Below are 22,633 nucleotides of genomic sequence, written 5' to 3' on the forward strand. Positions count from 1 at the left end.
TCCCACAGTTCGCGAATTACATCGCCCCCTGTAATAAAGGCGGAGACCCTCTCCAGGGCCTCCGCCTTTTTCGAAAATAGAGAACACACCGGTTGATCCCATCAGCCAGAATTCCTTTCAGCCGACATTGCTCTGGATCGACCGAGTTTCCGCAGCTTGCTCGCCGGGCGGGGCGATTAAGTTTGTCGCGAGTTCCGCACGCAAAGGAAAGCACTTAATGTGCTTTCCGTCTTGCGCAGGACTGTAGAGCAGCAAACTCAATCGCCCCGCCCGGCGAGCAAGCGGACGACAAACACATCTGTCCAATAATTCGTCTGAAACACAATGAAAAACCGTTTGATGTGAGTTAATATAAACAACGTCGTGAATCTGACTCCTGTCGCATGCATGACAGGGGTTAAACACAAAAAAGGAGTCAATTATGGTTTCTGAGAAGGCTACCCTCGTTAATCCTCAGGGTCTGCACATGCGTCCGGCTGGCCTGTTCGCCTCCACCATGGGCAAGTACGCCTGTGACGTGACGGTCGTCACCCCCGAGAAGGAGGTCAACGGCAAGTCCCCGATGGCCCTCATGGCTGCTGGTATCCCCTGCGGCACCGAGGTTGAGGTCAAGTGCGACGGCGCTGACGAGGCCGAGGCTCTGGCTGCTGCCATCGAGCTCATCAAGAGCGGTCTTGGCGAGTAGAACTCAAACGGGTCGCATGTTGAACAACTAAGTTCATATTTGGGGGCGCAGTGACCTGTTTTAAGGTAGCTGCGCTCTTTTGTCATGGATATGGCAAAACGCTTTATCACATGACACGGAGAGAGGAATGGGAATGTATCAGGGAGTCAACGCTTCTGAGGGCATCGGTATCGGCACCGTCATGGTCGCCGTCGATCCCGACTTGACGTTTGAGCCGCACGAGGTTGCTGATTCGGCAGCAGAGAAGGAGCGCTATCAGACCGCTCTTTCGGTCTTCTGCGATAAGACCCAGGCTCAGGCCGACCACATGAAGGAAACGGTGGGCGAGGCCGAGGCCGAGATCATGAGCGGACACATTGTCCTGGCTCAGGACCCGGGCATGACCGACGCCATCAACGCCGCCATTGATGGCGGCACCTGCGCCGAGCAGGCGCTTATGGACACCTCGACCATGTTCGAGAACATGTTCCTGTCCATGGACGACGAGATGTTTCGTCTGCGCGCGGCCGACATCGCCGACATCCGCACCGGTATTCTGGCCGAGCTGCTGGGCAAGGAGGTCGTCGACCTCTCCGTCCTGCCCGAGAACACCGTCGTTGTCGTGCACGACCTCACGCCGTCCATGACCGCCACGATCGACAAGGCTCACGTTGCCGGTATCGTCACCGAGACCGGTGGCCGTACGTCGCACTCCGCGATCATCGCACGTGCCCTCGAGATTCCAGCCGTCCTTTCGGTTTCCAACAGCTGCACCGCACTGCGCAACGGCATGACCGTCGTCGTCGACGGTGGCAAGGGTGTTGTCGAGGCCGATCCCGACGAGGAGACGCTTGCCGCCTACACCGCCAAGGCCGAGGCCTTCGCTGCCGAGAAGGCAGCCCTCGAGTCCTTCCGCGGCAAGCCTTCTGTGACTGCCGATGGCATCAAGAAGATCATCGCCTGCAACATCGGCAACCCCGATGACGTGCCCAATGCGCTCGATCACGACGCCGAGGCTATCGGCCTGTTCCGCTCCGAGTTCTTGTTCATGGACTCCGCCGAGCTTCCTTCCGAGGAGGAGCAGTTCAACGCCTACCGCAAGGTCGCCAGTGCGCTTAAGGGCGCTCCGGTCATCATCCGCACGCTCGATGTGGGTGGCGACAAGGAGATTCCGTACCTGCACATGGTCAAGGAAGAGAACCCCTTCATGGGCTTCCGCGCCGTGCGTTACTGCCTGGCCAACCCCGACCAGTACAAGGTGCAGCTCCGCGCCCTGCTGCGCGCCAGCGCCTTTGGCGACGTCAAGATCATGATCCCGCTCGTCACCTGCGTCGAGGAAGTCGTGGCCGTTAAGGAGCTCGTCGAGCAGTGCAAGGCTGAGCTGACCGAAGAGGGCCGCAAGTTCAACGAGAACATCGAGGTCGGCATTATGGTCGAGACGCCTGCCGCCTCGCTGCTCGCTGACCGCCTGGCCGAGGTCGCCGACTTCTTCTCCATCGGCACCAACGACCTGATTGGCTACACCATGTGCGCCGACCGTGGCAACGACACCATCTCCAACCTGTACCAGGTGTACTATCCCGCCGTGCTCCGCTCTCTCAAGAACATCATCGAGAGCGGCGTGAAGGCCGGCATCATGGTCGGCATGTGCGGCGAGGCCGCTGCCGATCCGCTGCTTGAGCCGCTGCTGATCAGCTGGGGCCTGGAGGAGTTCTCGATGAGCGCTCCGTCGATCCTGCGCGCCCGCAAGACCATCAGCCAGTGGACCAGGGCCGAGTGCGACGAGCTCGCCGAGAAGGCGCTCGCCTGCAACACCGCCGCCGAGGTCAAGGCGCTGCTCGAGTCCGCAGCTCGCTAATTTGGTATCAGAGGTAACCGCGTGGCTGGAATGGGCCGGCCACGCGGCCCTCACGTATACAGGGGGTACTGTAAATGTTCTACACGCTAACTGCTAACCCGGCTGTCGACATGACGGTTTCGAGCTCTCCGCTTGAGCCCGATGAGAACGTCCGCACCGGTTCGGCCAGCTACACGGCCAACGGCAAGGGCCTCGACGTGTCCTTCGCCTTCAAGAAGATGGGGGTCGATACCGTCGCGCTCGGCTTCTTCGCTGGCTTCACCGGCAAGTTTATCGTCGAGGAGGTCATGAACCTCGGTTGCCTGTGCCGCCCGGTCTGGACCGACGGTATCACGCGCATCAACACCTACGTCAACGATGGCCAGCACGAGTACGGCATCCTGAACCCCGGCGCTCCGATTACGCCGCAGCACCAGGAGGAGCTCTACAACATCCTGGACACCGCGGGCGATCTTGAGTGCCTGATCGTCTCCGGCTCCGTGCCTCCCAAAGCCACGCCCGACTTTCTGGCTCAGGTCATGGAGCACGCTCAGGCTCGTGGCGCCGATGTCGTCCTGGACCTGTCCTCCGACAAGCTCAAGGAGCTCGCTCACAAGAAGCCTCTGCTCATCAAGCCGAACCATCACGAGATGAAGGCTATCTTCGGTGTGCCGGTCGATACCGACGACGAGGTCCGCATTGCCATGAAGCTGGCTCACGAGGCCGGCGTTCAGAACGTGCTGCTCACCCGTGGTAGCCGCGGCGACGCCTACTTCTCCAACGGCGAGGACATCTGGTACGCGAAGCGTGAGTTCAACATCAAGCTGGTCTCTTCCGTCTGCGCCGGCGACTGCACCCTCGCTGCGTTCCTGCACAAGTGGTACAAGAACCGCGACAACGTCGAGGAGGCCATGAAGCTCGCTATGGCCACCGGTGCCAACGTTGCCGAGTCCGTCGGCATTGGCGACTTTGGTCACGTCGACGAGTACAGCAAGCGCATTGCTGTCCGCAAGCTCGATCGTCAGTAATCGAAACGCGATATATTCGTGCGCATGCGGCGCCCCGGTTTCGGCCGGGGCGCCTTTTTTGTTCGCCCATGGGGGAGACATGTTCTGCCGTACTTCATCGCTTCCACACCGTTTACCGAGTTGTCCTAGCCTTTTACCGATGTGTGGAATATACTTTCATTAACACGTTGCCTTGTGAAAGGAACATTCATGATTTACACGCTCACTGCAAATCCCGCCATCGACTACAACATCGCCTGCGACGGTCTTGACGCCAACACCGTCACGCGTACCCGCAACGCCGTTTACACGCCCAACGGCAAGGGTCTCAACGTCTCGTTCACCCTCGATCACTACGGCGTCGACACCACGATCCTGGGCTTCTTCGCCGGCTTTTCTGGCGAGTTTATCGTCAAGGGCGCCGAGGCCCTGGGCGTACCCGTCAAGCCCGTGTGGACCGATGGCATCACGCGCGTCAACGTGTTCCTCAACGCGGGCCCCGATACCGAGTACAACATGGTCAACGCCGGTGCCGCCATCAACGAGGTCAACGAGCAGGAGATGTTCGAGCTCATCGATTCACTCGACGACATGACCTGCCTGGTCATTAGCGGCTCACTGCCCCCCAACACTTCCGAGGGTTTCCTGTCCGAGGTGCTTCGCCGCGTCAAGGCCAAGGGTGCCGAGTTCGTGCTCGATATCTCGAGCCATCAGCTGGCAGACCTCATTGCCATGGAGCCTCTGCTGATTAAGCCTAATGACGACGAGCTGCTCGATATCTTTGGCATTAAGGTAAGCGGCGGCGACGATGAGTCCGTCAAGGGTGCCATGGCCGAGCTGCATGCCAAGGGCGCTAAGAACGTACTGCTGACCCTTGGCGGCGATGGCGCGTACTTCTCCAACGGCGAGCACATCTGGTTTGCCAACCGCACCTTCGACGTCAAGCTGCTGTCGACGGTGTGCGCGGGCGACTCCTCCCTGGCCGCTTTCCTGTCCGTGTGGCACGACGCCCCCGAGTGCGTCGAGGACGCCCTGCGCCTGTCGATGGCAACTGGCGCCAACGTGGTCGAGTGCCCGGGTCTGGGTGACTTTGCCAAGGTGGAGGAGTACAAGAAGGGTATTGCCATCCGTCAGGTTTGCTAGCGCGGCACACGGTTACATTCTTTGCTTGTCGAGCACCCGTCTCGGATTTTCGAGACGGGTGCTTTTTTAAGCCTGCTGTCGAGCCCTTGGGGCTCAATCGTGCGCGAAGTGGGTTCGTGTGTGCGCCTTCTTCTGTTTCTTGCTAGACTTCTTGAGAACCAACAATCAATACACTCGCAATTGCAGGAGGCCACAGGAATGTGCACAGTTTCGCTTAACGCTACGCAGCCGTCAGCCGCCTCCCTGCGCGTCCTACGCGCGCTCGAGGCAGCTGGTCTTGAGGCTTGGTACGTAGGCGGTTGGGTACGTGATGCCCTTATGGGATGCCCCAGCCACGATGTTGATATGTGCTGCAGCGGCCTGTGGCAGGAGTCCAAGGCAGCACTCGAGGCTGCCGGCATTGCGGTGGTTGAATCGGGCATTAAATTTGGCGGCATCACCGCCATTAGTGATGGCGAGCGTATCGAGGTCACTACGTACCGCCTGGACGGCTTTTACACCGATGGCCGCCATCCGCAAAGCGTGGAGCGTGCGGCGTCGCTTGAGGACGATCTGGCGCGCCGCGACTTTACCGTCAACGCCATGGCCTGGCATCCCGAGCGCGGGCTTGTCGACCGCTACGACGGCCAGGGTGATTTGGAACGAAAGCTGATCCGTGCCGTCGGCGATCCCAAGCGTCGCTTTAACGAGGATGCCCTGCGCATGCTGCGTGCGGTGCGTTTTGCCTGCCGCCTGGACTTTGTGATTGAGCCCGAGACTAAGCGTGCCCTTGCCGAGTGCGCGCCGCTGCTCGATGCCGTGGCGCGCGAGCGTGTGGGCATTGAGCTCGAGGGCATCCTTTCGACCGGCCACGGGGGAGACGCCATGCTGCGCTACCCCGAGCTTGTTTGCGCCGCCGTGCCCGAGTTGGCAGAGGGTCGCGGGTTTGATCAGCGCAGCGTCTACCATGCCTTTAACGTTTACGAGCATATTGCCCGCGTGCTGACGGTGGCAGGTGAGCTGGCGCTGTGTGACGGCGTCGCGCCCTCGTCGAGCCTGATGTGGGCGGCGTTTTTGCACGACGTTTCCAAGCCCGAGTGTTTTACGGTCGACCATGCGGGCAGCGGCCACTTTTACGGTCATCCCGAGCTCGGGGCCAAGAAGGCGCGTGTCATTATGGATCGCCTGGCGCTTTCGCACGACCTGATCCGTGACGTGTGTCTGCTCATCAAGTATCACGATAAACCGTTGCGCCCCGAGCGTTCCTGTCTGCTCAATATGATGCGCTTGCTTTCGGGCGAGGGCGTCGACACCGCCCGCCTGATGGACGAGCTCATGGATCTCAAGCGTGCCGATACGCTCGGCAAGGCCCCGTCGTGCTTCTATTACGTCGAGACCATCGAGGAGATGCGCGCGCTGGCGCACGAGCTACTGGAGGCAGGGGAGCCCTATACGCTCAAGATGCTCGCCATCAACGGCGGCGATCTGATCCGCGCCGGCGTGAAGCCGGGGCCCGAGCTAGGCCAGCTACTCAACGCCGCCCTCGACGCCGTGATCGAGGACAACATCCCCAACGACCGCGAAGCTCTTTTGGTCCATCTCAACCTAGGGTAGTTAATTTGGGACGGGGCTTTTTTAGCTACCCCTGCCGGCAGCACCGGCGGTTCGGTCGATTGACGGCTAGGGCAGCTAAAAAAGCCCCGTCCCAAATTAACTACCTTGCTGACCTGCGAGTTCCATAACCTGCCGACAAATTTTTGGCAATTTGGATTTTTTTCTTGCGCTCACGTTTTTTGTCCCGTAATATGTTTCCTCGCAGCACGGCAGTGCAGATGTCATGTGGCCCGTTCGTCTAGCGGTTTAGGACGCCGCCCTCTCAAGGCGGAGATCACCAGTTCGAATCTGGTACGGGCTACCATTTCTTTTCTGCCGAGGCTTATGGCCCGTTCGTCTAGCGGTTTAGGACGCCGCCCTCTCAAGGCGGAGATCACCAGTTCGAATCTGGTACGGGCTACCACGCATCTGTTACCCGGACTTCCCACGGAAGGCCGGGTTTTTTTATCAAACAACCGTCTGCAATTCCCGTTTAAACAAGAGCTTTGCGTTCTGCTTATGGCCCTTACGGGTACAATGACCAAGATATTTTGACTGTTAGAAGGAGTCTCATGACGGAGTCCTCACAGTATACGTCCAAGCCCCAGGTCGAGGTTGAGGCCTCGGGCGGCGATGACAATAAGAGCGCACGTCGCGGCGCCATCTTTATCGGCGTTGTGCTGGTGGGTTATATCGTCTATCTGGTGGTAACCGGGCAGATGGGGCAGTTCTGGGCTGCTATGTCGAGCGTCCAGGCGCCCTGGCTCGTTGTCGCGTGTCTATGCATGTTCATGTATTTGTTCTTTGGCATTGTGGCCTATGCGATCGCCGTCTGGCTCGACCCCAATTCACCCGTCGGCATTCGCGACCTGATCTCTGTCGAGGCGAGCGGCATCTTTTTTGGCAACCTGACGCCCATGATGATGGGCTCGACTCCTGCCCAGATTTACCGCCTGACCAAAGCGGGCCAAAATGTCGGCGAGGCCGGCGCCACGCAGTTCACGCGTTTTATCGTGTATCAGTTTGGCCTTGTTGCCTGGGGTGCTATCCTGCTACTTGCTCGCATGCCGTTTTTCGCCGAGCGCTATGGCGACATGACACTGCTGTGCGTCTTTAGCTTTGGCGGACACTGCTGCATCTTGCTAGGTATCTTTGCCGTCGCGCTCATGCCTAAGACCGTCACGCGCGTCGCCCATTGCATCATTAATTGGCTCGAGCGCATAGGTGTCTCGTCCACTAAGATCGAGGGATGGCGCACGTTTGTCGATGGCGAGGTCTATTCGTTCTCCGAGAAGTTCAAGCTTTCGGCTGGCCATTTTTCGTCCATGCTGCTTACCGTGTTTATCACCATGCTGCAGCTCGCGTTTTTCTATCTGGTGCCGTATTTTCTGATGCTTGCCTTTGGCCACCACGAGGTCGACTTTTTCTCGGTCATGGCCGCGAGCGCCTTTGTTCAGCTCCTCAGCTCTGCTGTTCCCCTGCCCGGTGGCACCGGCGGTGCCGAGGGTGGCTTCGCGCTTTTCCTGGGTCATTTCTTTGGATCGGCTTCGACCGCCGGCTATCTGCTGTGGCGCCTCATTACGTTTATTGCGCCGACCATTTTGGCTGCGCCCCTGCTGGGCCTTAAGAGCGCCCATAACGAGAGCATCCATGCGCGCTGGGATCGCGTGATGCGCAAGCTTGGCCGAACGCCTCAGACGCCCTCTGCGCCCACTAAGCCGCACCCCACGAATACTGTTACCTTTGATCCCAAGAAGCACGCTCAGAAGGCGTCTGGGACCGCTAAGCCGGCTCATAAAGCCTATGTGCGCCAGACAGGCGACGGTATTCGCGTATCTCCGTCGGCACTCAATAAGAAGAAGCACCCTAAGTCGCAGTAGGGCAGTCGTGCGTTCTTCATGATGCGGGGCATATTTGTGCTGTATGGGGGATAATCCTCTTACGTAGATTATCTCTCATCTGTTGATGAATGCCCGTATATCGAAGGGACACGCCCATGGCCACCAGCAAACCGCGTATTGATCGCCGCATCGTTCGCAGCCGCACTGCCATCCTTTCCGCTTTCGAGCGCCTGCTCATGGAAAAGCCGCTGGCAGACATTACGGTGAGTGCCATCGCGCGCGAGGCCAATGTCGACCGCAAGACCTTTTACGTTCACTTTGGTACGGTTGACGGCCTGCTCGATGCCATTGCCGTCGATGTGGTGGAGATGATTGTCGACTCGGTCGAGAAAACGCTTGCTTCCATGAACGGCGACACCAACGAGCGCGCCCTGGGCGCGGCGGCGACCTTCTTTAAAACCGTTAATGAGGCGCTATGCAACAACCTGGTGCTCAATCGTCAGCTGATCGAGAATATTCCGCTCGATGATTTTATGGCTCGTCTTCGTGTGCCGCTCGAACACGAGATTGCTGATCGCGATCTGCTGCCCCAAGGTCTCAAGGACGAGATGTTCGACTACTATCTGGCGTTTTTGCTATCGGGTATCATCGGTATCTATCGCACGTGGGCGCTGTCTGACGGCTCGGTTCCCATCGAGCGCGTCTCGGAGGTTGCCAATAATCTGACGTTGAGCGGCCTTTCGAGCCTGGAATCTCGTTTCGAATAGCACTTGCGCCTTACCCCCTGAGTTGCGGTGAAATAGTGTCTGTTTTTGCTGCTAGATAGCATATTCAGTCCCTAATTCACCGCAACTTGTTGGTGGTGGCCTACTGGTAGCGTAGGCACTCCACCGGGTCGAGCTTTGCCGCGCGGCGAGCGGGGTAGAAGCCAAAGATTACGCCGATGCCGACGGAGACGGCGAAGGCCAGCAGCACCGTGGCGATTGAAAAACTCGGTGTGATTTGCCCGCTGGCACCTAGCTCGCCAAGAATCCCGGATCCGGAGGCAAACATCGCGAGGCCCCAGGCCAGCAGATAGCCTATCAGGACACCCAGCAGGCCACCTGTGACGCACAGCGCCGAGGACTCGGCCAAAAACTGCGCGGTGATATCGCGACGACTGGCGCCCAGAGCGCGACGGATGCCGATCTCGCGGATGCGCTCAGTCACGCTGGTGAGCATCATGTTCATAATGCCGATACCGCCGACAAGCAGCGAGATACTGGCGACAGCACCCATGATGAGCGAGAATGCGCCCATAAAGGAGTTGAGTGCATCGATGGCGCTTTTCATGGAGGTCGCCGATACACTGTCATACTCATCATTCTCCGCGATGCCTTTCATCGCGCGCACCTTGGACTCGATGGTCTTGCAGAGCTCATCCATGTCCGTGCCCTCGGCGGCAAGTGCCGTCACGCTGGGGAATGAAGGATTCTCGTCGCCAAATAGGCCGGAGATGGTTTCGCGTGGCATATACAAAGTGAGCGAGCCCATGGAGTCGCTGCCGCCATCAATCACGCCTACAATCTGCACCTCGCCGTTGGACACCTTGATGGTTTTTCCCAGCGCATCTCGTTCGTTGCCGTAAAGCTGATCGGCGCCGCCGCGGCTGATGAGCGCCACGCGCGAGCCTGCCTTTGACTCGACATCGGTGTAGGTGCGCCCCGCAACGAGCTTACTGGCACCCACGGCGTCGAGCATGTCGCTATCGACACCCTGTGCCATGACGGTATAGCTTTTATCGCCGGTCTTGTACTCGGTGTACGCGCTGTTGACAATGCCGATCTGTTCTATCTGCGGCACCAGTTTTTGAAGCTTCTGGACGTCAGAATCCGAGAGTTCTTGGGACGAATAGATCTGAACCATGCGAGCTGCGTTGAGGCCCAGGCTGTTTACCAAGCTGTTTTGGATGCCACCGATGAGCGAAGTCATGGCAATGACCGAGGCGATGCCGATGACAATGCCCAGGATGGTGAGCAGGCTGCGCCCCTTGTTGGCCTCGAGCGAGTGAAGGGCTTCCTGGATGAGATCACGGGCGCTCATGCCATCACTCCTTTCGGCGGGTTGGCGGAGGCGGAAATCACGGGCAGACTATCTACGGCGCTGCGCAGGGTCCGCGGTGCATGCGGAATATACGCGCCGTCGTGAATGCGACCGTCGCGGATGGTCACGGTACGGTCGGCCTCGGCGGCGATGCCGGGGTCGTGTGTGATAAGCACGATGGTTTTGCCGCGCTCCTGGAGCTTGTGGAAGGTTTCCATGACGAGCGCTCCCGTGGCGGAGTCCAGGTTTCCCGTCGGCTCGTCAGCCAAAATGATGGGCGGATCGTTGACGAGGGCGCGTGCGATGGCGACACGCTGCATCTGGCCGCCCGAGAGCTCGGATATGCGGTGGTCCCAGTGGTCGACGGGCAGCGTGACGGCCTGCAGCGCGTGCACGGCGCGCATTTCACGCTGGCTACGGGGCACGTTAGTGTATGCCAGCGGCAGCATGACGTTTTCGATAACCGACAGGCGCGGCAGCAGGTTGAAGCTCTGAAAGACAAAGCCGATGCTCAGGGCGCGGACTTCGGTGAGCTCGTCATCATCGAGCTCGGCCACGTTGAGGCCCTGCAGGTAATAATCGCCTGCCGTCGGTTTGTCCAGGCAGCCCAGGATGTTCATGAGCGTTGACTTGCCCGAGCCCGAGGGGCCGGTGATGGCGACGAACTCGCCGGGATCTACTGCCAGGCTCACGTTGTGCAAGATATGGGCGCAACTCGCCTCGCTCTCAAAGATGCGATGCACGTTGCGAATGTCGATGACGGGACGCATTACATGCCCTCGTCGGCAGACATGCTGCCCGAATCCGCGCTGTAGCCGTCGTCAGCCGTTGCGTCCGCTCCGGTGTCCATGACGAGGGTGTCGCCGTCGCGAAGCTTGGTAACCGGGGCGTCTGGGTTGATCTCGTTGCCCTGGTCGTCGCGCTTGACCTGCGTCTTACCGACTACAGCCTCGTTGTCGTTTTGCGCCACGACGGTCACCTTCACGCGGCGCGTCTTTTTGCCCTCCGAATCGGTGGCCAGATTGACGTAATAGTGCTCGCCATCTTCGGTCATCAGCGCCATGGTCGGCACCATCACCACGTCGTCGAGCTTCTCGGTCACTACCGAGACCTCGGCAGTCATACCCGGCTTAAGGCGACTGTCGGGTGCTTCGATGAGGATGTCGACGTTAAAGGTCACGCTGCCGCCGCTCCCGGAGTAGAAGTCGGAGGTTGCCACCGAGGCGATAGCCGTGACGGTGCCCTGGCTCACGATATCGGGAAACGCGGGATAGGTCACGTTGGCGCTTTGGCCCACGGCAATTTTGGCGATATCCTTTTCGCCCACCTGAACCGTCACCTTCATCTTGGACAGGTCGGCGATCTGCATGCACTGCTTGCCGCCGCTCGTATCGCTTTCGCCCATGATCATGCCGCCTGTTACCGTGGCGCCCACCTTGGCGTTGAGCTCCACGATGCTGCCCGAGCTCGGGGCCGTGATCGTGCGGCTGGCGGCCTTGGCGTTCGCCTGATCGAGGTTTGCCTGGGCCGATGCGAGGCTGCGCTGCGCGGCCGATACGGCGTTCGTGTCCGCTGATGCGGCGGAGATGCCAGCCGCTGCGGAAGCTTCGTCGACGTCCGTCGTTGGGGTGGCCTGCGCGGCAGTTGCGGCTTTCTGCGCGTTGGCGAGGTCTTCCTGAGCTGCTGCAACTGCGCGCTGCGCCTCGGCAACGTTGCGATCGAGCTCGTCGTTTTTAATGGTCATAAGCACGTCGCCCTCGTTGACGGATTGGCCTGCCTGCACGTTTATCGAATCGACCATGCCGTCGACAGAAGGGGAGACCACTGAGGACGAAATGGGTTTGAGCTGGCCTTTCGCTTCGACCGTTGTGCTAAACGTGCCCTCGGTCACCATGTCGGTCGCAGGCCCGATATCGCCCTGTGGCTGCGCATTGATAACCAGGGTTGCGACAATGGCAATGAGCGCGATGACACCCACGATGCCGGCGGCAATGCCGCGTCGAATCAGCTTTTTGCGTCGACGTTCGGCACGTTTTGCCTTGAGCTTGGCATATACCTCTTCATCGGAAATCTCGGCCGTGTCGTTCGTGCGTCCGCTCTCCTTGTCGGCATGTACGTCTGTGATCAGAGGAAGCGTTTCGGTGATACCTTCGGGCGTGTGCTCGGTATTATCCGGACCCGGGGTGATCGTGGGGACATTCGGCATAGCGTCTCCTTTATAGAAAGAACCTCGATAAGTATATGCGCCCACCGGTTGGGGCGGGCGCATAGGACGGTTTCTTTCGGAACTGTTAGATTGGTCGCAGCGGTTCCACGCTGTATGAATGCGCGCGTTGCACTACGAGTGGACAACCACGCACAGGCCGACTTTGATGCAGTCGTGAAGTGCCTTGGCGTCGGCCAGGCGCAGGTTGATGCAACCGTGGCTGCCGCACCACTTGTACGACTCGGCGTTATCGAAGCTCTTGTCGTTTTGCCAGGTGGCATCGTGGAAGCCGATCATGTTGCCCTCAAACGGCATCCAGTAGCTCACCGGGCTCTCGTATTTGGGCTTGCCCGTCTCGGGGTCCTTGGCGCCAATCAGCGTGCTCGCGCCGTCGTTGCTGTTGATCTGCCAGACGCCTTCGGGAGTGGCGTCCTCACCCGGCTTTCCTGAGATAAAGTTGGCCTCCCACACGATATTGCCGCTCTCGTCGTAGTAGCGCGCGTGCTGCTCGGACAGATCGACATCGACGTATGCCTTCCAGTCGGGCTCTCCCTTTGCGGTAAAGGCGTCGGCCTTCTGGGAGTACTTGATCTCGATTTCGCCGGTCTGCTTGTTGTTAATGGCGTCCTCGACCTGCTTGGCGAGCGAGCCGCTGTCGATGGACCAACCAAAGTCGCCGCCTTCAACGGCGCATTGCTTGCCATCGGCGCGCGTCCACCAGCGAGTGGAGCCCACGGTGTTAAAGCCGTTGGCGAGCTCGGTTGCCCAGCTGCTGATCTGTGACGTATCAAGTGTGGGGTTGGCCGGATCGGCAAAGCTGATCCACTGCAACACGGAGCTGCCATCAACCTTGCCGGCATCCTCGCCGTTGAGCTTGAGGGTCACGTTGACGCCCAGGAAGTTGTTGGCGGCATCGCATGCGGCCTGAATCTGATCATCGGTAAGCGTTCCATTGAGCGGCTCGTAGGCATCGCTGCCGAGCTTGGAAAGGTCTACGGTCTCGGACAGCGAGGCAAGCTCGAGCTCGGCATACTTAATGACATGCTCGCGGTCGAGTTTTTCGTTGGAGCGCGCCTTCTCGACGGTAAACTTGCCGGCCTGCTCGTCATAGGAGCTATTGGCCTCGAACGTGCCCGAACGCCCCTCGTTAAACTCGTCGATGGCGGCGCCCAGATCCTCCTCAAACTTCTTTTGGTCAAAAGTGTCGGAGAGCATGGACAGGTCGACGTCTTGATCAAGATCGACTTCGTTGGAGGTAGCGGTTGTTTTGATCCTTCCGCTTAAGGATTCCACAAGGCGGACCGGCCATACAAAGGCTTCGTTGTGGCTGATAATCTCTTTTGCGGCTGCTTCGCCGTCGACGATGGGCTCATCGGACTCGGGCTGATATGTCCAGCTAAAGTCATCGCCTGTCACGGTGAGCTTATAGTGCTTCCATGCCGAGTTGACCTTGGTGGCGGCAGACGAAGCGTTGGAGAACGAGACGTCGACGCCGGCGATGGTGGTATTGGGGTAGGCTAGCTGGGAAAACGCTACGACGCCTACGATATAGACAATGACGATAAGACCAAGGACGACAAAGAGCGTCGTCTTTTTGCCCGACTTATTGTTCTCGGCGGGTTTGCGCGCGGGGCCGCGATCGCCTCGACCGTGCGCGGGGGGCTGCTTGGGCGCATTGCCGTTTGCCTGGCGCTGCTGACGTTGATGGTTCGGGCGTTGGGGAGCGTTTGCCGCACCACGCTGCTGACCGTGACTCGGCGCGATAGGACGCGGCGACTGAACGCCACCGGTGTGCCTGCTCGGCTGCTGCGGATCGGGAATCAGTTGAGTTCGATCGTTTTGCGACATCGTATGCATATCCTTCGAATTTCGCCTTGCGGCTCATCGTGTTTTTACTGGGCTTGCATTATAGCGATTACCTAGTTGTTTGTGGTACGGAAACGGTGGCATTCAAAAGAGGTGGGACAGTTGTCCCACTATCGAGTCGTTCTTGGTCACTACCCGCACACACCGCATTTTGCACAGGCCGAAAGCGCGGCCGGAGCCTGCGCGATGCCGCCCTTTGCCGTCTCGCGCAGCGTGGCCGGCAACGCGTGGCCCACCGAGAGCATGACATGTGCCATCTGGTCAAACGGCACCAGGCTCTTAATGCCGGCGAGGGCGAGTTGTGCCGAGCTAAAGGCCGCTGCCACGCCGATGGCATTGCGGTTTTGGCAGGGCACCTCGACCAGGCCTCCGACGGGGTCACAAACGAGGCCCAGCAGGTTACTCAGCGCGATGGAGCTGGCGTCGAGCGCTTGCTCGGGCGTGCCGCCGAGCATCTGCACCAGCGCGGCGGCAGCCATGGCGGCGGCGCTTCCCACCTCGGCCTGGCATCCGCCCTCGGCGCCGGCAACGCAGGCGCTCGTGGTGAGGTTGAGGCCGATGGCGGCTGCGCAGTAGAGCGCGTCCATCACCTGCTCGTCGTCGAGCTGAAGGTGATCGGCGAGCGCCAGCACGCAGCCGGGCACGACGCCTGCGGAGCCTGCCGTGGGGGCAGCGACAATCACACCCATGGTGGCTGAGCGCTCGAGCACGGCCATGGCGCGGGCCACGGCGTCAGTCTGGACGGCGCCCATTAAGTTGGAGCCAAGGTCGTTGCGGCCGGTGGCATCGACAAGCTTGGCCTCGCCGCCGATAAGCCCGCCGAGCGAGCGCTGCGGATTGACGATGGGGGCTGTGGTCTCCTCGCGCATGACGTCGAGCACGCGGCGCATGGCGGCGACGGCGTGGACCTCGCCGGTCAGACGCGCCTCGCGCACGGCCATGACGGCGCCGATGCTGAGTCCCAGTTCCTCGCACGCATCGAGCAGCTGCTCGCCGTCGTCGAAGATTTCCTTTGCTGAGACGCCGGGGGAGAGCGACGAGGCAGAACCGGGGAGCTCGATAAAGGTCGCGTAATCGACATTGTCGAGCTTGCGCAACATAGGGACGACGGTGTCGTCGGGCGCGCCGTCGGTCTCAAAGACGGAGTAGGCCTGGCCGCCCACCTCGGTGCGGTAGGTGCGGCAGAAGGCGATGTTCACGTGGGCGTAGGCGAGCAGGTTCGTGAGCGCGGCGAGCACGCCGGGAACATCCTGGTGCGCCACGAAGAGCGTGGAGTACATACCCGAGATGTCGACGCCGACGCCGTTAATGCGGCTGATGCGCATCTTGCCACCGCCCAGGCTCTCGCCGCGAACCTGTGCCGTAGCGCCCGTGTCGTCGACCATGTCGATGTCGACGGTGTTGGGGTGGATGGAGGCGTCGTCGCCCTTAATTTCAAAGTGATATTCGAGGCCCTGCTCGCGTGCGAGGTCGAAGGCCTGCTTGATGTTCTCGTCATCGGTGTCGAGGCCCAGGATGCCCGCGACGAGCGCACGATCGGTGCCGTGGCCGCGGTAGGTGTGGGCAAAGGAGTTCCACAGGCCAAAGGTGACTTTGGTGATGCGGCCTTCCAGCAAGCTGGCGGCAACTTGGGCGCAGCGCAGGGCGCCGGCGGTGTGCGATGAGCTGGGGCCGACCATGACGGGGCCCAAGATCTCGAATGCCGAGGTCGTAGCTAGTGTTTGCGGCTTGCCTGCCATGGGTGCTCCTTTGTTTTGTCCCATCGTCCCGAGGGCGGGGCATACACTGTCCCGCCGTTCCGAGGGCTTTAGTATTTGGTCGCCTGCTCGGACAGTCCTGCTCGCACGGAGGCCACATTAAGTGGCCTCCGGCTCGTGCGGAACTCGCGATCGACCAAATACTAAAGCCCTCGGAACTTAGGATACATGGTTGGAGTCGCTCTGCTGCAATATTTATCGGCATGTGACCTATTCCATGTCCCAGGTCTGCTTATCTTCACCACCGTTTAAATAAAAAGAAGTACCGGTTGGAGTCGGTACTTCTTTTGGTGCGTTGTTATTTGCTGTAGCTTTTCGGGTTAGCTTACAGGCCGCAGGCTGCTTTGAGTTCTTCGACTCGGTCGGTCTTCTCCCAGGTGAAGTCGGCGTCTTCTCGGCCAAAGTGACCGTAGGCTGCCGTCTTTTCGTAGATGGGGCGACGCAGGTCTAGGTCGCGGATGATTGCGCCCGGGCGCAGGTCGAAGGTTTTCTCTACGGCTTCAACGATCTTGTCCTCGGCAACATGCGCGGTACCGAAGGTGTCGACCATGATTGAGAGGGGCTTGGAAACGCCGATTGCGTAGGCAAGCTCGACTTCGCAGCGGTCGGCCAGACCGGCGGCGACCACGTTCTTGGCGACCCAGCGCGCGGCATACGCGGCGGAGCGGTCGACCTTGGTGCAGTCCTTGCCGCTAAAGGCGCCGCCGCCGTGACGGCCGTAGCCGCCGTAGGTGTCGACGATGATCTTGCGGCCGGTGAGGCCCGTGTCGCCCATGGGGCCGCCCACGACAAAGCGACCGGTGGGGTTCACGTAGATGTCCGCGTTGTCCCACGGCATGTTCTCGGCGGCCATGACCGGGGTGATGACGTGCTCGATGAGGTCGGCCTTGATCTTTCCCATGTCCTCGATCTCGGCGGCGTGCTGCGTGGAGATGACGATGGTCGTGACCTCGACGGGCTTGCCTTCCTCGTAGCGCACGGTGACCTGGGTCTTGCCGTCGGGACGCAGATAGGCGAGGGTGCCGTCGTGACGCACGGCGGCCAGGCGCTCGGCCAGGCGGCTTGCCAGGTAGTGTGGCATGGGCATGAGGGTCTTGGTCTCGTTGGAGGCATAACCGAACATCATGCCCTGGTCGCCGGCGCCGATCAGGTCGATCGGGTCGGTGGTAGCGCCGGTCTGGGTCTCGAAGGACTCGTCGACGCCCTGGGCGATATCGGGCGACTGCTCGTGGATGAGGCTCATAACGCCGCAGGTGTCGCAGTCAAAACCGAACTTGGCACGGTTGTAGCCAATGCGGCGGATAACGCCGCGGGCGATTTCCTGTACGTCGACGTAGGCCTGGGTGCGAATCTCGCCGGCGACGATGACGGTGCCGGTGGTCACGAGGGTCTCGCAGGCGCAGCGGACGTTCTCCACGTTGGCAGGCACGCCGTTGGGGGCGATGTAGCCCTGTTCCTGGAGCTCTATTTCTTTGGCGAGGATTGCGTCGAGGACGGCGTCGCTGATCTGGTCAGCGATCTTATCGGGATGACCTTCGGTCACCGACTCCGACGTAAAAACAAAGGACCCGTGTTGGGGTGGGATGGAACGAAGTTCTTCTGACATGATTGTCCTTTCAAAAACGTGTCCCGGCGACCGTTACCATTCCGCCGGGCTCTCTATGCAAGGGCACATCATAGCGCGTAAATCAAACATTCACACCCTTTCCGCACCTAGTCATACATCGCTTTGGGGGCAGCTAATTTGGGACGGGGCTTTTTTAGCTACCCAATCCGGAGCCTTCGGAGCCAGAGGCCTACCTCGACATAGGGTAGCTAAAAAAGCCCCGTCCCAAATTAGCTACCCAATGACTGGGTCGGTGCCCTTTGTGCGGAGGTTGCTTTGATGCTTTATACTGATGCGGTTAGACATCCATCCTGCAATCGAGGAGATTTCCATGGCATCAGACGTTCGCGTCCGCTTTGCACCCTCACCGACGGGCAAGCTGCACATCGGCGGCGCCCGCACCGCTATCTATAACTGGGCTTTCGCCCGCGCAAACGGAGGCACGTTCATCCTGCGCATCGACGACACCGACCCCACCCGCTCCACCGACGAGAATACGCAGATCATCCTGCGCGCCATGCGTTGGCTGGGCCTGGACTGGGACGAGGGTCCCGAGGTGGGCGGCGACTTTGGCCCCTACGCCCAGACCGAGCGCCTGGACCTGTACAAGCAGGCCGCCCAGAAGCTCTGGGACGAGGGCAAGGCCTATCCATGCTTCTGCACCAAGGAGCAGCTCGACGCCGATCGCAAGGCCGCCCAGGAGCGCAAGGATCCCTTCCAGGGCTATCAGCGCCGCTGCCGCGATCTTGATCCCGAGGAGGCACGCCGCCGCATCGAGGCCGGCGAGTCCTACGTCCTGCGCATCAAGGTGCCCGAGGACCGCGGCGACGTCCGTATCCACGACGCCGTCCACGGCGAGGTGACCTTCGACGCCAAGGAGCTCGACGACTTTGTCATCTTCCGCTCCGATGGCACGCCTACGTATAACTTCGCGACCGTCGTTGACGACGTCATGATGAAGATCACCCACGTCATTCGCGGCGACGACCATCTGTCCAATACCCCGCGCCAGGTCATGGTCTACGAGGCCCTCGGCGCGCCCGTGCCTACGTTCGCCCACATCTCCATGATCCTGGGCGCCGACGGCAAGAAGCTCTCCAAGCGCCACGGCGCCACCTCGGTGGAGGAGTACCGCGACGCCGGCTACCTGTCCGACGCCTTCGTCAACTACCTGGCGCTGCTCGGCTGGTCGCTCGACGGAGAGACCACGATCATCCCGCGCGATGTCCTGGCCAGCAAGTTCTCGCTCGATCGCATCTCCAAGAACCCGGCGACCTTCGACCCCAAGAAGCTCGATTGGGTCAACGCCGAGTACATCAATGGCATGTCCGATGCTCAGTTTGCCGACGAGATCATGGTCCCCGAGCTGCACGAGGCGGGTCTCATCGAGGGTAATGTCGAGTACGGCGAGGATTGGATCGACGCGCTCGCTGCCATCGTCAAGCCGCGCACCAAGATGCCGGCCGACGCCGTGACCGTCGCCGCTCCCATCTTCGCTACGGCCGAGACGCTCGAGTATGACGAGAAGTCCGTCAACAAGGGCCTGGCCAAGGAGGGCATGGGTGCCATTCTGGATGCCGCCAAGGCCGCGCTCGAGGGCCTGACCGACTGGACCGCCGAGGCTATCGACGCCGCGCTTGAGCCGCTGCCCGAGCAGATGGACCTCAAGAAGCGCGTGGTGTTCCAGGCCGTGCGCGTCGCCGTTTGCGGCAACATGGTGAGCCCTCCTCTGGGCGAGACCATGGCGCTCGTCGGCCGCGATGACTGCCTGGCGCGCATCGACCGCGCCCGCACGATGGCACTGTAATCGCTGCGCACACGTATGTATCCGAGCCCCGTTCACCCGAGCGGGGCTCTTGTTTCTGTACCGATGAGCGGGTTGCTGGGACAAAATAATCAGTAGTGTTTGTCCCATGTTCGAGCGACGCAACACGCTCGACACTCGTATCGGCCATGGGACAAACACTACTGATTATTTTGTCCCAGCCCTTTCAGGTCCGTTCGTTAGAGGTGGTGTATGGCTCAACAACTGTCGCTGTTTGGTTCGCCGGAACCGGAGGAGGCTCCAGCGGCGCCCGTGCCTGCCGCTGCACCGGCCAAGCCTGAGCATACACCTGACCCCATCGCCGCCTACGCGAGCGTGGTCCTCGACATCCCGACGCGTGCGCTGTCCGAGCCATTTGCCTACGGCATCCCGCAAACCCTTGCTAACGAGGCACAGATCGGGTCCACGGTCCTGGTCCACTTTGGTAACCGTGCCGCCGCGGGCTATATCGTCGACATTGCGCCTGAGCTGGGCGACCTGCAGGGCAACAACGCCTTCGACCCCGCGCGCATTAAAGCCATCGAGGCCATCCTCAGCAAACCGCTCTTTACCGCCGAGGCTGCCCGTATCGCACGCTGGATGAGCCGCGAGTACGTCGCAACGCTTTCCGAGTGTCTGCGTCTGTTTTTGCCTCCGGGCGGCAGCCCGCGTGTGGTCAAGGGCGACGACGGCGTATGGGCGGTTGAGCGTCCCGCCGTCAAGCCCATTCAAAACCGTTGGGTCATGCTTACGCCCGAGGGATTTGACTATACGCCGCCCAAGACCGCGGTCCGCCAGCGTCAGCTTATCGAGGCACTCCAGTGCGGGCCGGTCACGACCCGAGACCTCAACCTTCTCTATAACAGCATGTCGGCGACCATCAAGGCGCTCGAAAAGCGCGGCGTCGTGGTGGTGGAGGAGCGCCGTGCGTGGCGTGGCTGCAGCGAGCAGACCACGCTGTCCTCGGCAAGCGGCAAGGCGCCAGTCTCCCTTACCAACGGACAGCAACAGGCGCTCGCCCAGATTGAGCGCGCCCGTCTGGACGCTCATGGCGACGTGGTGCTGGTCGACGGCGTCACTGGCTCCGGCAAAACTGAGGTTTACCTCTCCGCCATCGAGCGCGTGCTCGCAGCCGGCTGTTCGGCCTGCGTGCTGGTGCCCGAGATCTCGCTGACGGCCCAGACCGTCGGCCGCTTCCGCTCGCGCTTTGGCGAGACGGTCGCCGTTTTCCATTCGCGGCTTTCGGCCGGCGAGCGCCTGGACCAGTGGGATATGGTCGTCAGCGGTGCCGCCCGCGTGGTCGTCGGTGCACGCTCGGCGCTCTTTTGCCCGCTTAACGACCTGGGCCTCATCATCATTGACGAGGAGCACGAGACCAGTTACAAGCAAGGCTCCAGCCCGCGTTACCACGCGCGCGAGGTGGCGGCCGAGATGGCGCGCCGCTATCGCTGCCCGCTCGTGCTGGGGTCGGCCACGCCTTCTGCCGAGGCTCTCGACCGCTGCCGCCGCGGCACGTACAACGGTGTTACCTGGACGCGCGTCGAGATGCTCGAGCGCCCGGGACACGCCGTGCTGCCTACGGTCCGTATTGCCGACCTGCGCCGCGAGTTTTCGCACGGCAGCCGCTCCATGTTCTCAAAGCCGCTGATGGAGGGCTTGGAGCGTGTGGTCGAGCGTCGCGAAAAGGCCGTGTTGCTGCACAACCGCCGCGGTTTTGCGCCGTTTTTGATGTGCCGCGAATGCGGCTGCGTGCCCACCTGCAACCACTGCTCCACCGCACTCACGTATCACGAGCGCACGCACACCCTGCAGTGCCACACCTGCGGATCGTCCTGGCGCGTGCAGCCGTATCCGGCGCCCACGAGCCGTTGCCCCAAATGCGGTAGCCGCTACCTGGCAAAAATGGGCCTGGGCACGCAGCAGATCGAGGACGCACTGCACCAGATGCTTCCTGAGGGCGTCGCCATCATTCGCATGGACGCCGACTCCACGCGTGGCAAGGACGCGCACAAAAAGCTGCTCGAGCAGTTTGATGCCGCCGATTGCGCGGTGCTGCTGGGCACCCAGATGATCGCCAAGGGGCTCGACTTTCCCGAGGTCACGCTCGTGGGCGTGGTCAATGCCGACTTTGCGCTCAAACTGCCCGATTTTCGCGCGGGGGAGCGTGCCTACGATTTGCTGGAGCAGGTGGCGGGGCGCGCCGGCCGCGGCGATCGCCCCGGCGAGGTCATCATCCAGACCTACCTGCCCGATGATCCGGTCATTCGCGCCGTTGCCGAGCATGACCGTTCGATCTTTACCGACCACGACCTGGACCAGCGCCGCGACGCGCTGTATCCGCCGTTTGTTCGACTAGTCAACATTTTGGTGTGGTCGGCGAATGCAGATGATGCACGGGATTATATTGGGCGCATCGCGAAGCTCCTCAAGCGTCGCTGGCATGCCGCCGCGCCCGATTTTTTGCGGGCGGGGAGTGCCGTGCCGCAGGTGCTGGGCCCGGCTTCGTGTGTAATCGAAAGAGCCAAGGACCGTTATCGCTTCCACCTGCTTGTGAAGTCGCCCGTGGGGTACCATGTCTCTGACGATATCGACGCCTGCCTCAAAGAGGTGGGCTCCGTGCGCGGCGTGAGCGTGAGCGTTGACGTCGATGCCTATGATTTGATGTAACAACCCGAAAGGATGGCCATGGAAGCCAACGGAATCGTACTGTCGCCCGACCCTCGTCTGCGCCAGGAGTGCGCCGTCATCGAGGAGATTACCCCGGCGATCGAGGCACTTGCCGAGAAGATGAAGAAGATGATGTTCGAGAACGCCGGCTGCGGCCTGGCTGCCCCGCAGATCGGCGAGCTTATTCAGCTCGTCACCATCGACTGCGACTACACCGACAAGAACGACTACGACCCGTACGTGCTTATCAATCCCGTCATTGTTGAGCAGAGTGACCATCTGGTGCCCTTTAGTGAGGGTTGCCTGTCCATTCCGGGCATTAACTGCGAGATCGAGCGTCCCGACCATGTCGTCGTCGAGGCGTACGATCTGGACGCCAACCTGATTCGCTACGAGGCTTCGGGCGATTTGTTCTGCGTGTGCCTACAGCACGAGATCGATCACCTGCACGGCAACACCATGTTCGAGCGTCTTAAGCCCATGCAAAGGCTCAAGGCAGTCAAGGAGTACCAGGACGCCCTGGCCCGCGGCGCTCGACCGGGCGAGACTGAGTAGGTTTGTCCGCCCCCGGGGCGCCCGCC

The 22,633-nt window shown here is 60.8% G+C and carries 16 protein-coding genes and 2 tRNA genes; 12 read left to right on the forward strand and 6 right to left on the reverse strand.

Annotated elements, in window-relative coordinates; all coding sequences use genetic code 11:
- Positions 1-421 precede the first annotated feature (421 nt).
- The 9 genes from DXB98_RS01170 (at position 422) to DXB98_RS01210 (ending at position 8,831) form a co-directional block, all read left to right on the forward strand.
- On the forward strand, positions 422-685 hold the full coding sequence (locus DXB98_RS01170) for an HPr family phosphocarrier protein (RefSeq protein ID WP_022094575.1): 264 nt from the start codon (positions 422-424) through the stop codon (positions 683-685).
- A gap of 133 nt (positions 686-818) precedes the next feature.
- Entirely contained in the window at positions 819-2,522 is a 1,704-nt protein-coding gene (ptsP, locus tag DXB98_RS01175; protein ID WP_117735073.1) for a phosphoenolpyruvate--protein phosphotransferase, read from the forward strand.
- Positions 2,523-2,596: 74 nt separating this feature from the next.
- A complete protein-coding gene (locus DXB98_RS01180; RefSeq protein ID WP_117735074.1) occupies positions 2,597-3,529 on the forward strand; it encodes a 1-phosphofructokinase family hexose kinase in 933 nt (310 codons plus the stop codon).
- A gap of 189 nt (positions 3,530-3,718) precedes the next feature.
- On the forward strand, positions 3,719-4,651 hold the full coding sequence (locus tag DXB98_RS01185; protein WP_117742846.1) for a 1-phosphofructokinase family hexose kinase: 933 nt from the start codon (positions 3,719-3,721) through the stop codon (positions 4,649-4,651).
- A 198-nt stretch (positions 4,652-4,849) separates the two neighbouring features.
- Positions 4,850-6,244 (forward strand): CCA tRNA nucleotidyltransferase, encoded by a 1,395-nt coding sequence (locus DXB98_RS01190; RefSeq protein ID WP_117742847.1) that lies wholly within the window; start codon positions 4,850-4,852, stop codon positions 6,242-6,244.
- Positions 6,245-6,471: 227 nt separating this feature from the next.
- Positions 6,472-6,548 (forward strand) — tRNA-Glu (locus tag DXB98_RS01195).
- 22 nt (positions 6,549-6,570) lie between these two features.
- A tRNA-Glu gene (locus tag DXB98_RS01200) sits at positions 6,571-6,647 on the forward strand.
- A gap of 148 nt (positions 6,648-6,795) precedes the next feature.
- Positions 6,796-8,103: a lysylphosphatidylglycerol synthase transmembrane domain-containing protein gene (locus tag DXB98_RS01205; RefSeq protein ID WP_117742848.1), complete on the forward strand. Its 1,308-nt coding sequence runs from the start codon at positions 6,796-6,798 to the stop codon at positions 8,101-8,103.
- A gap of 116 nt (positions 8,104-8,219) precedes the next feature.
- Positions 8,220-8,831, forward strand: a complete 612-nt coding sequence (locus tag DXB98_RS01210) for a TetR/AcrR family transcriptional regulator (protein ID WP_118405742.1) — start codon at positions 8,220-8,222, stop codon at positions 8,829-8,831.
- 100 nt (positions 8,832-8,931) lie between these two features.
- On the opposite strand, the gene DXB98_RS01215 is transcribed toward DXB98_RS01210, so the two are convergent.
- From DXB98_RS01215 to metK, 6 genes are all read right to left on the reverse strand, one after another.
- Positions 8,932-10,146: an ABC transporter permease gene (locus tag DXB98_RS01215; RefSeq protein WP_117742850.1), complete on the reverse strand. Its 1,215-nt coding sequence runs from the start codon at positions 10,144-10,146 to the stop codon at positions 8,932-8,934.
- Complete coding sequence (locus DXB98_RS01220; RefSeq protein ID WP_117742851.1) at positions 10,143-10,916, reverse strand: ABC transporter ATP-binding protein; 774 nt, start codon at positions 10,914-10,916, stop codon at positions 10,143-10,145. The genes DXB98_RS01215 and DXB98_RS01220 overlap by 4 nt, the downstream gene beginning before the upstream one ends.
- A complete protein-coding gene (locus DXB98_RS01225) occupies positions 10,916-12,352 on the reverse strand; it encodes an efflux RND transporter periplasmic adaptor subunit (RefSeq protein WP_158553111.1) in 1,437 nt (478 codons plus the stop codon). The genes DXB98_RS01220 and DXB98_RS01225 overlap by 1 nt, the downstream gene beginning before the upstream one ends.
- A gap of 132 nt (positions 12,353-12,484) precedes the next feature.
- Positions 12,485-14,200: a L,D-transpeptidase gene (locus DXB98_RS01230; RefSeq protein WP_158553112.1), complete on the reverse strand. Its 1,716-nt coding sequence runs from the start codon at positions 14,198-14,200 to the stop codon at positions 12,485-12,487.
- Positions 14,201-14,349: 149 nt separating this feature from the next.
- Positions 14,350-15,957 carry an L-serine ammonia-lyase, iron-sulfur-dependent, subunit alpha gene (gene sdaAA, locus DXB98_RS01235; protein ID WP_117742854.1) on the reverse strand — a complete coding sequence of 536 codons (1,608 nt, stop codon included), beginning with the start codon at positions 15,955-15,957 and terminating at the stop codon, positions 14,350-14,352.
- A gap of 343 nt (positions 15,958-16,300) precedes the next feature.
- Positions 16,301-17,581 (reverse strand): methionine adenosyltransferase, encoded by a 1,281-nt coding sequence (metK, locus tag DXB98_RS01240; RefSeq protein WP_022094972.1) that lies wholly within the window; start codon positions 17,579-17,581, stop codon positions 16,301-16,303.
- 331 nt (positions 17,582-17,912) lie between these two features.
- Here metK and gltX point away from each other — a divergent pair, with 331 nt between their 5' ends.
- From gltX to def, 3 genes are all read left to right on the forward strand, one after another.
- Entirely contained in the window at positions 17,913-19,388 is a 1,476-nt protein-coding gene (gene gltX, locus DXB98_RS01245; protein WP_117742855.1) for a glutamate--tRNA ligase, read from the forward strand.
- A 210-nt stretch (positions 19,389-19,598) separates the two neighbouring features.
- Complete coding sequence (gene priA, locus DXB98_RS01250; protein ID WP_117742856.1) at positions 19,599-22,052, forward strand: primosomal protein N'; 2,454 nt, start codon at positions 19,599-19,601, stop codon at positions 22,050-22,052.
- 18 nt (positions 22,053-22,070) lie between these two features.
- The gene (def, locus tag DXB98_RS01255) at positions 22,071-22,607 is read left to right on the forward strand and encodes a peptide deformylase (protein WP_117742857.1); all 537 of its coding nucleotides are present in this window, start codon (positions 22,071-22,073) and stop codon (positions 22,605-22,607) included.
- Positions 22,608-22,633: the final 26 nt, after the last annotated feature.

It is taken from the genome of Collinsella sp. OM07-12, assembly GCF_003438275.1.
Taxonomy (GTDB): domain Bacteria; phylum Actinomycetota; class Coriobacteriia; order Coriobacteriales; family Coriobacteriaceae; genus Collinsella.

Coding starts and splice junctions, on each gene's coding strand:
- DXB98_RS01170 (WP_022094575.1), top strand. CDS start 422: ATGGTTTCTGAGAAGGCTACCCTCGTTAATCCTCAGGGTCTGCACATG.
- ptsP (WP_117735073.1), top strand. CDS start 819: ATGTATCAGGGAGTCAACGCTTCTGAGGGCATCGGTATCGGCACCGTC.
- DXB98_RS01180 (WP_117735074.1), top strand. CDS start 2,597: ATGTTCTACACGCTAACTGCTAACCCGGCTGTCGACATGACGGTTTCG.
- DXB98_RS01185 (WP_117742846.1), top strand. CDS start 3,719: ATGATTTACACGCTCACTGCAAATCCCGCCATCGACTACAACATCGCC.
- DXB98_RS01190 (WP_117742847.1), top strand. CDS start 4,850: ATGTGCACAGTTTCGCTTAACGCTACGCAGCCGTCAGCCGCCTCCCTG.
- DXB98_RS01205 (WP_117742848.1), top strand. CDS start 6,796: ATGACGGAGTCCTCACAGTATACGTCCAAGCCCCAGGTCGAGGTTGAG.
- DXB98_RS01210 (WP_118405742.1), top strand. CDS start 8,220: ATGGCCACCAGCAAACCGCGTATTGATCGCCGCATCGTTCGCAGCCGC.
- DXB98_RS01215 (WP_117742850.1), bottom strand. CDS start 10,146: ATGAGCGCCCGTGATCTCATCCAGGAAGCCCTTCACTCGCTCGAGGCC.
- DXB98_RS01220 (WP_117742851.1), bottom strand. CDS start 10,916: ATGCGTCCCGTCATCGACATTCGCAACGTGCATCGCATCTTTGAGAGC.
- DXB98_RS01225 (WP_158553111.1), bottom strand. CDS start 12,352: ATGCCGAATGTCCCCACGATCACCCCGGGTCCGGATAATACCGAGCAC.
- DXB98_RS01230 (WP_158553112.1), bottom strand. CDS start 14,200: ATGTCGCAAAACGATCGAACTCAACTGATTCCCGATCCGCAGCAGCCG.
- sdaAA (WP_117742854.1), bottom strand. CDS start 15,957: ATGGCAGGCAAGCCGCAAACACTAGCTACGACCTCGGCATTCGAGATC.
- metK (WP_022094972.1), bottom strand. CDS start 17,581: ATGTCAGAAGAACTTCGTTCCATCCCACCCCAACACGGGTCCTTTGTT.
- gltX (WP_117742855.1), top strand. CDS start 17,913: ATGGCATCAGACGTTCGCGTCCGCTTTGCACCCTCACCGACGGGCAAG.
- priA (WP_117742856.1), top strand. CDS start 19,599: ATGGCTCAACAACTGTCGCTGTTTGGTTCGCCGGAACCGGAGGAGGCT.
- def (WP_117742857.1), top strand. CDS start 22,071: ATGGAAGCCAACGGAATCGTACTGTCGCCCGACCCTCGTCTGCGCCAG.